This is a genomic window from Streptomyces sp. Je 1-4 4N24, assembly GCF_026239515.1.
GTDB lineage: Bacteria > Actinomycetota > Actinomycetes > Streptomycetales > Streptomycetaceae > Streptomyces > Streptomyces nigrescens.
This window is the reverse complement of the sequence record NZ_CP110836.1, coordinates 1986083-1998778: the sequence shown is the minus strand read 5'-3', so window position 1 is coordinate 1998778 and position 12696 is coordinate 1986083. Positions and strand designations below refer to the sequence as shown.

10 protein-coding genes are annotated in these 12696 nt (G+C 71.7%); 4 read left to right on the top strand and 6 right to left on the bottom strand.

Features of this window, described 5'->3' with window-relative positions; all coding sequences use genetic code 11:
- Nucleotides 1-36: 36 nt before the first annotated feature.
- From SLV14N_RS08525 to SLV14N_RS08515, 3 genes are all read right to left on the bottom strand, one after another.
- Nucleotides 37-1128, bottom strand: a complete 1092-nt coding sequence (locus SLV14N_RS08525; RefSeq protein WP_208680410.1) for a DUF2637 domain-containing protein — start codon at nt 1126-1128, stop codon at nt 37-39.
- 440 nt (nt 1129-1568) lie between these two features.
- Nucleotides 1569-2129 (bottom strand): GNAT family N-acetyltransferase, encoded by a 561-nt coding sequence (locus tag SLV14N_RS08520; protein WP_263268879.1) that lies wholly within the window; start codon nt 2127-2129, stop codon nt 1569-1571.
- Nucleotides 2130-2366: 237 nt separating this feature from the next.
- Complete coding sequence (locus SLV14N_RS08515) at nt 2367-3206, bottom strand: (2Fe-2S)-binding protein (RefSeq protein WP_263268878.1); 840 nt, start codon at nt 3204-3206, stop codon at nt 2367-2369.
- A 173-nt stretch (nt 3207-3379) separates the two neighbouring features.
- Here SLV14N_RS08515 and SLV14N_RS08510 point away from each other — a divergent pair, with 173 nt between their 5' ends.
- Entirely contained in the window at nt 3380-4075 is a 696-nt protein-coding gene (locus SLV14N_RS08510; protein ID WP_208680407.1) for a GntR family transcriptional regulator, read from the top strand.
- Nucleotides 4076-4297: 222 nt separating this feature from the next.
- On the opposite strand, the gene SLV14N_RS08505 is transcribed toward SLV14N_RS08510, so the two are convergent.
- The 3 genes from SLV14N_RS08505 to SLV14N_RS08495 form a co-directional block, all read right to left on the bottom strand.
- On the bottom strand, nt 4298-5161 hold the full coding sequence (locus SLV14N_RS08505; RefSeq protein ID WP_208687772.1) for a hypothetical protein: 864 nt from the start codon (nt 5159-5161) through the stop codon (nt 4298-4300).
- Between the two features lie 418 nt (nt 5162-5579).
- Entirely contained in the window at nt 5580-6449 is an 870-nt protein-coding gene (locus tag SLV14N_RS08500) for a hypothetical protein (RefSeq protein WP_263268876.1), read from the bottom strand.
- A 321-nt stretch (nt 6450-6770) separates the two neighbouring features.
- Nucleotides 6771-8450, bottom strand: a complete 1680-nt coding sequence (locus SLV14N_RS08495; protein WP_208680406.1) for a PucR family transcriptional regulator ligand-binding domain-containing protein — start codon at nt 8448-8450, stop codon at nt 6771-6773.
- Between the two features lie 260 nt (nt 8451-8710).
- Here SLV14N_RS08495 and SLV14N_RS08490 point away from each other — a divergent pair, with 260 nt between their 5' ends.
- From SLV14N_RS08490 to SLV14N_RS08480, 3 genes are read left to right on the top strand one after another with little or no spacing between them, the layout of a single operon-like run.
- Nucleotides 8711-9598: a xanthine dehydrogenase family protein subunit M gene (locus SLV14N_RS08490; protein WP_018089055.1), complete on the top strand. Its 888-nt coding sequence runs from the start codon at nt 8711-8713 to the stop codon at nt 9596-9598.
- A complete protein-coding gene (locus SLV14N_RS08485) occupies nt 9589-10176 on the top strand; it encodes a (2Fe-2S)-binding protein (protein WP_263268874.1) in 588 nt (195 codons plus the stop codon). Before SLV14N_RS08490 ends, SLV14N_RS08485 begins: the two co-directional genes overlap by 10 nt.
- 2 nt (nt 10177-10178) lie before the next feature.
- Nucleotides 10179-12560, top strand: a complete 2382-nt coding sequence (locus SLV14N_RS08480) for a xanthine dehydrogenase family protein molybdopterin-binding subunit (RefSeq protein ID WP_263268872.1) — start codon at nt 10179-10181, stop codon at nt 12558-12560.
- Nucleotides 12561-12696 lie beyond the last annotated feature (136 nt).

Sequence of the window (12696 nt, the reverse complement as noted above, 5' to 3'; positions counted from 1 at the left end):
TGGGCGGGGGCGTCGGTCGGCGCGGTCCGCCACCGGTCAGCCGAATTGCCGTTCGATCTCGGCGAGTTTCTCCTCGAGGGAGTCCAGACGGGGGATCGTCTGGGTGTCGTCCTCGGCGGTGAGATCCACGGTCCGCGGTGGCCCGGCCAGGGCCCCGGCACCCTCGGCCTCAGCGCCGGCCACGGCCTTGAGGGCCGGGCGGGAGCGCACCGGCGACTCTCCGGTGAGCATCGGCGGTGAATCGCCGGCTATGGCGGGGTCCGGGCCGGCCACCTCCGCGGGCGCGGCCGCCGCCTGGGTCACCGCCAGTTGCCGGCCACCACCCCGGCCGATGCCCCACGCGCGGTGCTGCCGGTTGATGGCCTTGATACGGGCCCGGTCGAGCTTGCCCTGCTCGCGCCGGCGGTGCCGGTTCTGCTCCTTCTCGCGCCGGTCCTCGCGGACCTCCTCGACCGCCTCGTCCAGCGTCCGTACGCCTTCCAGCAGCATCAGCGACCAGGCCGCGAAGGTCTCGCGGGGAGCACGCAGCCAGCGGACGATCCGGATCTGCGGCAGCGGCCGCGGCACCAGGCCCTGCTCACGCAGCGCCGCCCGGCGGGTCTGTTTGAGCGCCCGGTCGAAGAGGACCGCGGCCGACAGCGACATCCCGGCGAAGAACTGCGGCGCACCCGCATGGTCCAGGCCGCGCGGCGCATGCACCCAGTTGAACCAGGCCGCGGCGCCCGCGAACGTCCACACCAGCATCCGGGAACCTAGCGCCGCATCACCGTGACTGGCCTCCCGTACGGCGAGTACGGAGCAGAACATCGCCGCACCGTCGAGCCCGAAGGGCACCAGATACTCCCAGCCTCCGGAGAGGTTGAGGTTCTGCGTGCCGAAGCCGACCAGCCCGTGGAAGGACAGCGCGGCGGCGACCGCCGCACAGCAAAACAGCAGCAGATAGGAGGCCGAGGCGAAAATGGTCTCCTTACGCCGCCGGCGCTCCTCGCTGCGCTCCCAGGAGTCCTCACCGGCGGACCGTGCGGCCGCACGTTTCCCGCGCACCACCAGCGCCGCGGCCGCGAACACGCCGACGAGCAGCAGGGCGCCGGGAACCAGCCAGTCCAGCGGTATGTCGGTCATTCTCATTCTGGGATCCCTTTGGCTCGGATACGCGATTTCCGCGACATCCTGGCGGAAACCACAGCCGTAACCGAGGCATTCAGAACAAGAGGCCGCCAAGGGGTGCGAGGGAGTCACCCTGCCTTCGAACTGCCGCACGCAAAAGGAAAACAATTTCGAGGGAAATCGGCCCGTCGGGTGGCGTGGAAGGCCGAAGTGCAACGGGAGAGCCGAGACCTGTCCGTGTGGCGCCCCGTCGGCCGGTCTTGTCGCGAGCGACCGCACATCCCCTGCGCGGTCACCTCCGGGCGTCCTTGGCGGACCTCATGTCAACCTTCATGTTCGACCTGAGGGCCGCGTTGAAGCACTTTCGTGGTTTGCGCGATACCGGGACAGGTTGCGCTTCTCCGTACCCGTGCGGGCCGGCGGAGCGTCGACGAACTCCTATTTCGGTGGATCTCTGGACGTCAGCCGGGCAGCGGGATCTCGAAATGCACGGTGCCGAAGCCGGCTCCGTGTTCGCCGGTGGACCTGGCGTCGAAAACCTGCTTGGCGATGCTGTTCCAGAAGCCCTGTGCGCCGGGGATGTTGACGTTGGTGTGGAGGTAGACGCAGTCGTATCCCGCCGTGGCGGCGGCGAATTCGCAGGCCCTCCGCACCATGGCGCGGGCGAGTCCATGCCGCCTGTGCTCGGGACGGACGTAGACGCGTACGAGCTGCGCCGCGGAGGCGTAGCGCTCGGCCAGCCACCGGGGATGCGGCGGATGCGCCGGTCCGCGGGAGAGCAGTCCGGTGGTGGCCACCACCTCGCCTTCCGACAGGGCGACGATCAGCTGATGCCGCGGGTGGTCCAGGTAGGTGCCCTGGATGTCGATGACGTCGGGGTGCCATGCGGGCACATATCCGTAGTCGAATTCGCGGTAGAAGGTGTCCAGCATGACGCTGCGCGCGCCGTCGCAGTCCTGAAGTTCGGCCGGGCGGATCGTGTAGGTGCCGATCCCTTGCTGCTGTGGTCGTCGATCGTGCATACCTGTCCATGGGGGATTCGAGGCTCGGGTTTACGGCCTTGGGCGTGCGGGTGCAGGCGGTCGGCCGCTTGCCGACTGTCGCCCCGGGCTGCACGTCCAGGATACCGTAATGGAAATCATTTTCAAATGGGTCGGCGGTTCAAAGGGAGCGGAGGAGTCGGCCAACTCCCTGGTGCAGGGGGTCGGTTGGGTCCGCGTGGGCTGCCCTGAACGGGTGCGTCGCCGGTAACTTGGGGGTCAGGCGGTTGTCGTGAGGCGCTTGACGCGGTCCTCGTCGCGGGTGCGGGGGCAGGTGACGCAGGTGTCCTCGGGGCGCAGGGTGTAGAACATGCAGCAGCTGGCGCGGTCCCGGGTCGCCAGGGCCTCGCCGCAGGGGCCGGTCAGCGCACGGAATCCCGCGCTCCCGACGTAGGGAGCGGTGGCGCCCGGCAGCAGGCGCTCCAGCGCGGCCCTCGCACGCGGTTCCTCGCCCAGCAGCTGTGCCACGTACCAGAGGCCCTCGACGATCTCGTCGGACGCCATCCCCCACAGTGCCCGCGGCCCGCGCCGCATCCGGGTGCGGAAACCGTCCAGGACGGGCCCGAGATGTGCGGCCACCGCCGCCCGGACCTCCGCGCGCAGCGCCTCCTCGTCCGGGACGACCCGGGCGCCGGGCAGTGTTGCCGCCGGATCGTCCGGGAGGCAGGCGAACGAGCTGATGCGCACTGCCATGCGGCCCAGTTCGCGCTGGAACGAGACGTCCTGTACGGGCAGCAGCGGGACCCGGCGGTGCAGGAACCAGGGGACGGTGATCAGCAGGCAGGCGGGCCAGGCGTAGCGGTGCAGCGCGAAGCTCGCGACCACGTCCGGCCGGCCCCGCTGACCGTAGTCCCGGAGGATCTGTGCGTTGTCCCAGGAGAGAAAGGCGTCGAGGGCCTCGCCGCCGGCCGCGAGCCCGGCCGCGCACACCCAGCCGTCGCCGCTGGGTGGCGCCGCATGCCAGGTGGTCACCTGCAGACCGGGAAATGCCTCGGCGAGCCGGGCGTAGGCCTCGGCGACGGGGTGGGTCGCGGCCGGGGCGGCGAGAGCAGAAGTCATGGGAGACCACCGAATCGCGATCGTTGACAGGTAAGCCTTACCTTACTCGAAGACTTTACCCGCGCGCGATCGGCGCCAGTCCCGCCGGACCGGCGAGGTTCCGGGACCGGTGCACAGATTTGTACTGTGGCCCGCGCCGCCTATGGTGCTGGGATACGTCAGGAGGATCCGTCATGGAACAGGGCACAGCGGAACAGGAGCCGGTCGCGCGGGCGTGGGTGCCCGCGCAGCCCGGACCTGCCGGGCCCCGGCGGCACTCCGTCCGCGGCCAGGTGCTGGCCGCGCTGCGTCATGCGCTGGTCGGCGGGGAGCTGACCCCGGGCGAGGTCTACTCCGCCCCCGCGCTCGCCGAGCGCTACGGCGTCTCCGCGACCCCGGTCCGTGAGGCCATGCAGCAGCTCGCGGGCGAAGGCGCCGTCGAGGTCGTGCCCAACCGCGGCTTCCGGGTCGCCGAGTGCAGCTCCCGTGAACTCGCCGAGCTGGCCGAGGTCCGGGGGATGCTGGAGGTGCCCGCGATCATCCGGCTGGCGCGGGCGCTGGCCCCGGAGCGCTGGGAGGAGTTGCGCCCGCTCGCCGCGGCGGGTGTGGCGGCCGCCGCCCACGGGGACCGGGTCGGCTACGCCGAGGCCGACCACGCCTTCCACGTCGCCCTGATGTCGCTCACCGGCAACCGCCGGCTCACCGAGGTGGCCGGCGATCTGCTGCGCCGCACCCAGTGGCCGGCCGGCGGCTCCCGGTTGCGTACGGCCGAGCTGCTGGCCGACGCCTCCGAGCACACGGCGCTGCTCGACGCCCTGGTGGCCCAGGAGTACGCGGTCGTCGAGCGGATCGCGCGCGAGCATGTCTCGGCGGCGCGGCATCCCCACTAGGGGGTGTCTTCCCGATCAGGCCGGGCTCGCGGGGTGTGGCACGCACGCTCGCGGCGTTGTCGTCACTCGCCGACGCTCCGCGTCGACTCCCTCCTCCGCCTTGCGATCGCACGCACCACACCCCGCTCCCTGATCCGGCCTGATCGGGAAGACACCCCCTAACACCTGTCCGGCGGGTCATGGCCGGGGTCGCGGGACAGGCCCTGGGCCCTCGCGAGCGGCTCAGTCGGGGAGCAGTTCCTCCAGTGGCAGCGCCGCGACATCGGCGGCGGGCCGGGAGAGATAGAGCTCGGCGTGGTAGAAGCCGTCGGATTCCTTGCCTGCGGTGGACAGGCCGAGGCCGGCCAGGGCGTCGAAGGTCGCGCGCCGTTCGTCGCCGTCGGCGAACCGGCGCTGCCGGAACGTACGGGTGGTGAGCTTCTCCGTCACCAGCCCTGCCCGGGCCAGCAGTGCGGAGACGGGCTGGTAGGACACCGTACGCAGCACGAACGCGGCGACCCATGGCGGTGCGGACACATTGTCGACGAGGTGGCCGAAGGTGCGCGCGGTGATGTAGCCGACGCCGCCGGTGACGGTGATGAGATCGGTGCCGGCCAGGACCTGCCGTAGCTCCGGGCTCGGCTCGTCGAGTTCCAGGTTCTCCGCGAAGCCGTGGTCGAGGAGGCCGACGGATCGGGCATAGCCGACCGCGCGGTCCGCCGAGTCGATGCCGGTGATCCGGAAGGGTTCGGCGCGCCGGCGGGTGGCGAAGAACGTACGGTCCTCTTCGATGAGTTGGCCGGTGGTCGGCATGCCCGGACCGGGCGCGGCGTAGCGGCCGTAGAGGTCGGAGAGGGACAGCCGGTGGTTGAGCAGAGCGGCGTTGACCCCGTACGAGCAGCAGAGGTCGACGACGTTCAGTGGCGGGCGGTCGCTCCGGTGCCGCTGGAGGGTCTCGGCCACGGCGCGGAAGACCGCTTGGCCGTGGTGTGGAATTTGGTAGTCCAGGGGGTTCAGTGTGGTGAAGTACCGACGGGGATCCGGGCAGTTGTAAATCGCCTCGAAATCTGCCTTGCCCCAGTCGGTTCCAGCGGTTGTGTTCGTCACTCCTGCTGTCATCTATGGCCTCCTGTAAAGGCTGTGCCAGTGGGTGAGGGTCTCAGCTGGTCCCGGACCAGCATCCAAGTCCCTGCCGCCGCCTCACAGTGCGACTTGCGGCCATTCTCGGGGCCAGTGGGGCGTGATGGAACACCACTGCCCCCTGCCTCCGCCCATGGTCCCACCTCATGGTTCGCCCGGCTCGTCGACCGTTGGGGGGTACCGCAACCATCACGCCCCGGCCGATCCGCCGCGGGGACCGTCCAGATCCAGCCAATCGCAGCGCGGGCGGGCATGGCCGACGACGGGGGGTTGACGGGGAGGGGCGGGAGCGGCAAGGGAGGTGGCGGACGGGCGACGGCCAACCACCCGCAGCAGGCGGGTGGCTGGCCGTGGTGTACGAGCGGTTCCCAGGAGGAGAACCTCCCTAGGTCGCCGTGACGGCGGCGGACAGATGGTCGGCGAGCCAGGTGGGGACGCCGCCCATGAGGCGGAACAGCCGGGCGGCCTCGGCGCGCAGCCGGGGTGCGTCGGTGTCCGGGACGGCGTCGGCCAGCGCCGCGAGGGCCGGTGCCGTGCCGATGAGGAAGCCCAGCTCCTCGCGGATCCGCAGGGACTCGGCGAAACCGTGCCGGGCCTCCGCCAGTTCGCCGTCGCGCAGGGCCAGCCCGGCCAGATGGCGCCAGGTGAAGGACAGCAGCAGGGTGTCGCCGTGTGCGGTGGCGCCGGCGTGCGCACGGCGGTAGGCGGCGCGCGCCGCATCCGGGCTGTCGGCGACATGCTCGGCCATCAGCCCGCGGCGGAGGTCCAGCAGCGGGCGGCCGGGCGCGGCGGGCGCCAGCAGCGCGGCGGCCCGGCCGAGCGCCGAGCGCGCCTCATCGGCCCGGTCCCGGACGCCCAGGACCGTGGCGGCGTAGGCGAGATGGCCCCGCTCGCAGGCCGCGCCGCCCCGCTCGTCGTCGTCATGCGCCAACGCCTCGGCGGTGCGCAGCGCGTCCTCCGCCGCGGCCCAGCCGGTGGCCGTGAACATGCAGCGCTCCACCAGGAGCGCGGCGCGACGCAGCGCGGACGGGGCGTGATGGACGGAGTGTGGTTCCAGCAGCGCGGCCGCGTCGTCCCAGCAGCCGCGGGAGCGCAGACGCCAAACGGCACGGTCGAGGGGAGTGTCCCCCTCGACCGTGCCGTGTGCCGGTGCCTCCGGTGCGGATGCGGGTGCCGGTACCGCGAGCGGTACCGGATCCGCAGAACTGACGGGATCCACGGGATCCGCGGATCCTGACATGGCGGTATCCGCCACATTGCCCTCCCCGAGCGCGCCATTGAGCTGGAAATTGGAGACCGTGGGCGAATCTCAGCACGGATTCCGTAGCGGGGCCAAGGGGGCGGGTGAATGTTTTCACAATCGCTCGGGGCACGGTTCAGACAGGGGGCGCGGCGTTGATCGGGTGCGCCGTGGCGCGCCGCGCCCGGCCGGCGCCCGGACGCCGTGCACGCGATGCCGCCCGATCGGATGACCCCGAACGGCGCAGTCCGGGCGGGCCGAGTCGAATCCGCCCGGCGGAACCCGCGGGCGCACGCCTCCGACACCCGGGACGGGACCGGTGGCGCCCCGCCGTTGTCAGCTCATCCGCAGCGCGAGGAAGAAGTCGAGCTTGTCCTCCAGGCGGGCCAGATCGCGGCCGGTGAGCTGCTCGATCCGGCCCACCCGATAGCGGAGCGTGTTGACGTGCAGGTGGAGGCGGGTGGCGCAGCGGGTCCAGGAGCCGTCGCAGTCCAGGAACGCCTCCAGCGTGGGGATCAGCTCGGCGCGGTGGCGGCGGTCGTAGTCGCGCAGCGGGTCCAGGAGGCGGGCGGTGAAGGCCCGGCGGACGTCGTCCGGCACGAACGGCAGCAGCAGCACATGCGAGGCCAGCTCCTCGTGACCGGCGGCGCAGACCCGGCCAGGGCGGGCGGCGGCGACCCGGCGGGCGTGCCGGGCCTCCTCCAGCGCGCCGCGCAGCCCCTCCGCCGAGTGCACCGACGCGCTCACGCCGACCGTCAGCCGCCCGTCGTCCGCCAGACCGCGGCCGAGCGGCTCCTGGACGACGGAGAGCAGCTCATCGGCGTGCAGACCGGCCGCCGAGGCGTCCCCGGGCTCGTCCGGGACGGGCAGCGGCACCAGCGCCACCGCCTCGTCGCCGGTGTGGGCCACGGCGATCCGGTCGGAGGGCTCCGGCCCGAAGGTGCCCGGGTCGACCAGCATCTCCTCCAGCAGGCTCTGTGCCACCGGGCCGCCGGGGACGTCGCCGTCCTCCCACTCGACCCGGGCCACCACGATCTGCCAGTGCGGCGCGGTGCCCAGCCCGGGGAGCAGCACCGGGGCCGCCACCCGCAGCCGGGCGGCGATCTCGGCGGGCGGTGCGCCGGTCTGGACGAGCTCCAGCACCTCCTGGGCGAGCCGGCGGCGGACCGTACGGGCCGCATCGCGCCGGTCGCGTTCCACGGCGATCAGCTGGGTGACACCGTGCAGCAGGTCCAGGCGCTCCTCGGGCCAGTCGCCGGCGTCCGCCTCGACGGCCAGCAGCCAGTCGCTGAGCAGCGTCTGGCGCAGGTCACGGCCGTCGTGGCGGATCGGGAACAGCGAGAACGTGGCGCCTCCCGGTGCGCCGGCCGCCTCGATCGTGACCCGGTGCGGGCCGCGGCGGCCACTGCGGGCGGCCGCCAGATGCTCGCCCGCGAGCCGGGCGGCCGTCCCGGCGGACAGCTCGGGTCCGGCACCGGCCAGCGTCGAACCGGCGATCTGCCGGCCGGTGGGGGAGAGCACCCAGGCCCGCAGATCCAGATCGGAGCCGAGCAGGTCCAGGACCACCTCCGGGCCGCCGCCGGTGGGGCCGGAGGTCATCAGACGCCGGTGACGGTCCACCACGGCGGCGAGGTCACCGGCCCGTTCGCTGGAGACCTGGCGGACGACATGCTCGGTGATGGAGGCGAACGAGACGTCCTCGACGACCGAGAACAGCGGCAGCCGGTGCTGGGCACAGGCCGCCACCAGGTCGTCCGGGACCGAGCCCAGCTCCGCCTCGCCCGCGGCGAGCCCGGCGACCCCGGCGGCGGCCAGGATGCGGACGAACCGCTCGGAGTCCTCGGGCGCGCGGCGCCAGGCCAGCCCCGTCAGCACCAGTTCGCCGCCGGAGAGGTAGCGGCTGGGGTCGCGCAGGTCGGTGGTCATCACGCCGCGTACGGTGCGGTCCAGCTCGTCCTCGCCCCCGAGCAGCCGAAGGCCCAGGGATGGGGTGTCCAGGAGTGCGCGGAGCCGCATGACCTCGCCCGCCGTTCTTTGCTGTCTGGTATTGCCGGTGGAATGCCGCGAGGTTTCAGAGCCTCGTCTTTCGTTCGAATCTACAAGACAGGTGGCTTGGCCAGCCAACCGCTTCATGGTTTCGGTGACTGCACCGGGCGGGTCCGGGGCGCGTTCACTAAGCCTCAACCGTTAACGAGACATGAACGGCTCCATGGCGATGTGAGCGCAGCGTCCTCACCATGAGTAACGAACGACCGATTTCGTAGAAGAGGCCAACCATGGACTTCCTTCGCCCCGCCAGCTGGGAGGAGGCGCTCGCCGCCAAGGCCGAGCACCCTACCGCTGTGCCCATCGCGGGCGGCACGGATGTGATGGTCGAGATCAACTTCGACCACCGGCGCCCCGAGTACCTGCTCGACCTGAACCGCATCGGTGACCTGAGCGAGTGGGAGGTCGGCGAGAAGACCGTGCGCCTGGGTGCCTCCGTCCCCTACACCCAGATCATGGAGCATCTGCGGGCCGAACTCCCGGGCCTGGCCCTGGCGTCGCACACGGTCGCCTCCCCGCAGATCCGCAACCGCGGGGGCGTCGGCGGCAACCTGGGCACCGCCTCCCCGGCCGGTGACGCGCACCCCGCGCTGCTCGCCTCGGGCGGGGAGGTCGAGGTCGAGTCCGTACGCGGCCGCCGGATGATCCCGGTCGACGACTTCTACGTGGGCGTCAAGCGCAACGCCATGGAGCCCGACGAGCTGATCCGGTCGGTGCATCTGCCGAAGGCCGACGGGCCGCAGCAGTTCTCCAAGGTCGGCACCCGTAACGCCATGGTGATCGCGGTGTGCGCCTTCGGTATCGCGCTGCACCCCGCGACCCGCACGGTGCGCACCGGCATCGGCTCCGCCGCGCCCACCCCCGTACGGGCCCGCGAGGCCGAGGAGTTCCTCACCGCGGCGCTGGACGAGGGCGGCTTCTGGGAGTCCGGCAACCCCATCCCGCCGTCCGTCGCCAAGCAGTTCGCGCAGCTCGCCTCCGGCGCCTGCAACCCGATCGACGATGTGCGCGGCAGCGCCACCTACCGCCGGCACGCGGTCGGCATCATGGCGCGCCGCACCCTCGGCTGGACCTGGGAGTCCTACCGGGGCAACGAGAGGAGCGCACAGTGCGCGTGACATTCACCGTCAACGGCCGCCGCCAGGAGGCCGACGACGTCTGGGAAGGCGAGAGCCTGCTGTACGTCCTCCGGGAGCGGATGGGCCTTCCGGGCTCCAAGAACGCCTGTGAGCAGGGCGAGTGCGGTTCCTGCACGGTCCGGCTGGACGGCGTGCCGGTGTGCTCCTGTCTGGTCGCCGCCGGTCAGGTCGAGGGCCGCGAGGTGGTGACCGTCGAGGGCCTGGCGGACTTCGCCAAGCAGCGCGCCGAGGGCGGCTGTCCCTCCGGCGCCTGTGGCACCTCCCTGCAGGCCGCGCAGCAGTGGCAGGCCAAGGGCACCGACTCGCAGACCGGCGAGGGCGGTGAACTCTCCCCGATCCAGCAGGCGTTCATCGACGCGGGCGCCGTCCAGTGCGGCTTCTGCACGCCCGGCCTCCTGGTCGCCGCCGACGAGATGCTGGAGCACAACCCGCAGCCGACCGACGCGGACATCCGCGAGGCGCTCTCCGGCAACCTCTGCCGCTGCACCGGCTACGAGAAGATCCTGGACGCGGTACGGCTCGCGGCCGCCCGTCAGGGCCAGGAAGAGACGGTCTGACCATGGGAACCACCGGCACCCCCACCAAGATCACCCAGGGTTCGCAGACCAAGGGCGGCATCGGCGAGTCCACCCTGCGCCCCGACGGCACGCTGAAGGTCACCGGCGAGTTCGCGTACTCCTCGGACATGTGGCACGAGGACATGCTGTGGGGCTTCACGCTCCGCTCCACCGTCGCGCACGCCGAGATCGTCTCCATCGACACCTCCGAGGCGCTCGCACAGTCCGGCGTCTACGCCGTGCTGACCTACGACGACCTGCCCACGTCGATCAAGAACTACGGCCTGGAGATCCAGGACACCCCAGTCCTCGCGCACGGCAAGGTCCGCCACCACGGCGAGCCGGTGGCCCTGGTCGCCGCCGACCACCCGGAGACGGCGCGGCGCGCGGCCGCCAAGATCAAGATCGAGTACAGGGAACTGCCCGTCGTCACCGACGAGGCCTCCGCGACCGCCGACGGCGCGCCGCTGCTCCACGAGGGCCGCGACGACCACCACGCCGGGCACGTCGCGCACCCCAACATCGTCCACCGTCAGCCGATCGTCCGCGGCGATGCCGGCGCGGCCGCCAAGAGGGCCGATGTCATCGTCTCCGGCGAGTACGTCTTCGGCATGCAGGACCAGGCGTTCCTCGGCCCGGAGTCCGGCCTCGCGGTGCCCGCCGAGGACGGCGGGGTGGACCTCTACATCGCCACCCAGTGGCTGCACTCCGACCTCCGTCAGATCGCCCCGGTCCTCGGCCTGCCCGAGGAGAAGGTCCGGATGACGCTCTCCGGCGTCGGCGGCGCGTTCGGCGGGCGCGAGGACCTGTCGATGCAGATCCACGCCTGTCTGCTGGCGCTGCGCACCAACAAGCCGGTCAAGATCGTCTACAACCGGTTCGAGTCCTTCTTCGGCCACGTCCACCGGCACCCGGCGAAGCTCTGGTACGAGCACGGCGCCACCAAGGACGGCAAGATCACGCACATGAAGTGCCGGATCGTGCTGGACGGCGGTGCCTATGCCTCCGCGTCCCCGGCCGTGGTCGGCAACGCCGCCTCGCTGGCGGTGGGTCCGTACGTGATCGACGACGTCGACATCGAGGCCGTCGCGCTCTACACGAACAACCCGCCCTGCGGCGCCATGCGAGGCTTCGGCGCGGTCCAGGCGTGCTTCGCGTACGAGGCACAGATGGACAAGCTGGCGGCCAAGTTGGGCCTGGACCCGGTCGAGTTGCGCCAGATGAACGCCATGGAGCAGGGCACGATCATGCCGACCGGGCAGCCGGTCGACTCGCCGGCCCCGGTGGCCGAGATCCTGCGGCGCGTCAAGTCCCGCCCGCTGCCGCCGGAGCGCCAGTGGGAGTCCAGCGAGGGCGCCGACGTCCGTCAGCTGCCCGGCGGTCTGTCCAACACCACCCACGGCGAAGGTGTCGTCCGTGGTGTCGGCTACGCGGTCGGCATCAAGAACGTCGGCTTCTCCGAGGGCTTCGACGACTACTCCACCGCCAAGGTGCGCATGGAGGTCATCAACGGCGAGCCGGTCGCCACCGTGCACACCGCGATGGCGGAGGTCGGCCAGGGCGGCGTCACCGTCCATGCGCAGATCGCCCGCACCGAGCTCGGTGTCGCCCAGGTGACGATCCACCCGGCCGACACCCAGGTGGGCAGCGCCGGTTCGACGTCGGCGTCCCGTCAGACGTACGTCACCGGCGGTGCGGTCAAGCACTCCTGCGAGCTCGTCCGCGAGAAGGTCCTGGAGCTCGGCCGCCGCAAGATGGGCACGTACCACCCGGCGTGGGCCACCGCCGAACTCCTCCTGGAGGGCGGCAAGGTCGTCACCGACGGCGGCGAGGTCCTCGCCGGCCTGGTGGACGTCCTGGAGGGCGAGGCCGTCGAGATCGAGGCCGAGTGGCGGCACCGGCCGACCGAGGCCTTCGATCTGGTCACCGGCCAGGGGCACGGCCATGTCCAGTACTCCTTCGCCGCCCACCGCGCGGTCGTCGAGGTGGACACCGAACTCGGCCTGGTCAAGGTCATCGAGCTGGCCTGCGCCCAGGACGTCGGCAAGGCGCTCAACCCGCTGTCCGTCGTCGGCCAGATCCAGGGTGGTACCACCCAGGGCCTGGGCGTGGCGGTGATGGAGGAGATCCTCGTCGACCCCAAGACCGCGAAGGTGCGCAACCCCTCCTTCACGGACTACCTCATCCCCACGATTCTCGACACCCCGACCATCCCGGTCGATGTGCTCGAACTCGCCGACGAGCACGCCCCGTACGGGCTGCGCGGTATCGGCGAGGCCCCCACCCTGTCGTCCACTCCGGCCGTCCTCGCGGCGATCCGGAACGCGACCGGGCTGGAGCTCAACAAGACGCCGGTGCGCCCCGAGCACCTCACCGGCACATAGAGAGCCGTCCGGGGGCGACCCCGGACACCGGCCTCCGGGCGGTGCGTGTCAGGGGTGTCCCTGTCCGTCCTCCTCCGCGTACCGCCCGGAGACCATCCCCCGCAGTACGCAGTCGCTGCTCCGCCCCGGCGGAGCC

What these genes read in the sequence shown, in the direction of transcription:
- SLV14N_RS08510 (WP_208680407.1), top strand. Translation starts at nt 3,380, where the DNA reads ATGGAACAGGGCACAGCGGAACAGGAGCCGGTCGCGCGGGCGTGGGTG.
- SLV14N_RS08525 (WP_208680410.1), bottom strand. Translation starts at nt 1,128, where the DNA reads ATGAGAATGACCGACATACCGCTGGACTGGCTGGTTCCCGGCGCCCTG.
- SLV14N_RS08495 (WP_208680406.1), bottom strand. Translation starts at nt 8,450, where the DNA reads ATGCGGCTCCGCGCACTCCTGGACACCCCATCCCTGGGCCTTCGGCTG.
- SLV14N_RS08520 (WP_263268879.1), bottom strand. Translation starts at nt 2,129, where the DNA reads ATGCACGATCGACGACCACAGCAGCAAGGGATCGGCACCTACACGATC.
- SLV14N_RS08480 (WP_263268872.1), top strand. Translation starts at nt 10,179, where the DNA reads ATGGGAACCACCGGCACCCCCACCAAGATCACCCAGGGTTCGCAGACC.
- SLV14N_RS08490 (WP_018089055.1), top strand. Translation starts at nt 8,711, where the DNA reads ATGGACTTCCTTCGCCCCGCCAGCTGGGAGGAGGCGCTCGCCGCCAAG.
- SLV14N_RS08515 (WP_263268878.1), bottom strand. Translation starts at nt 3,206, where the DNA reads ATGACTTCTGCTCTCGCCGCCCCGGCCGCGACCCACCCCGTCGCCGAG.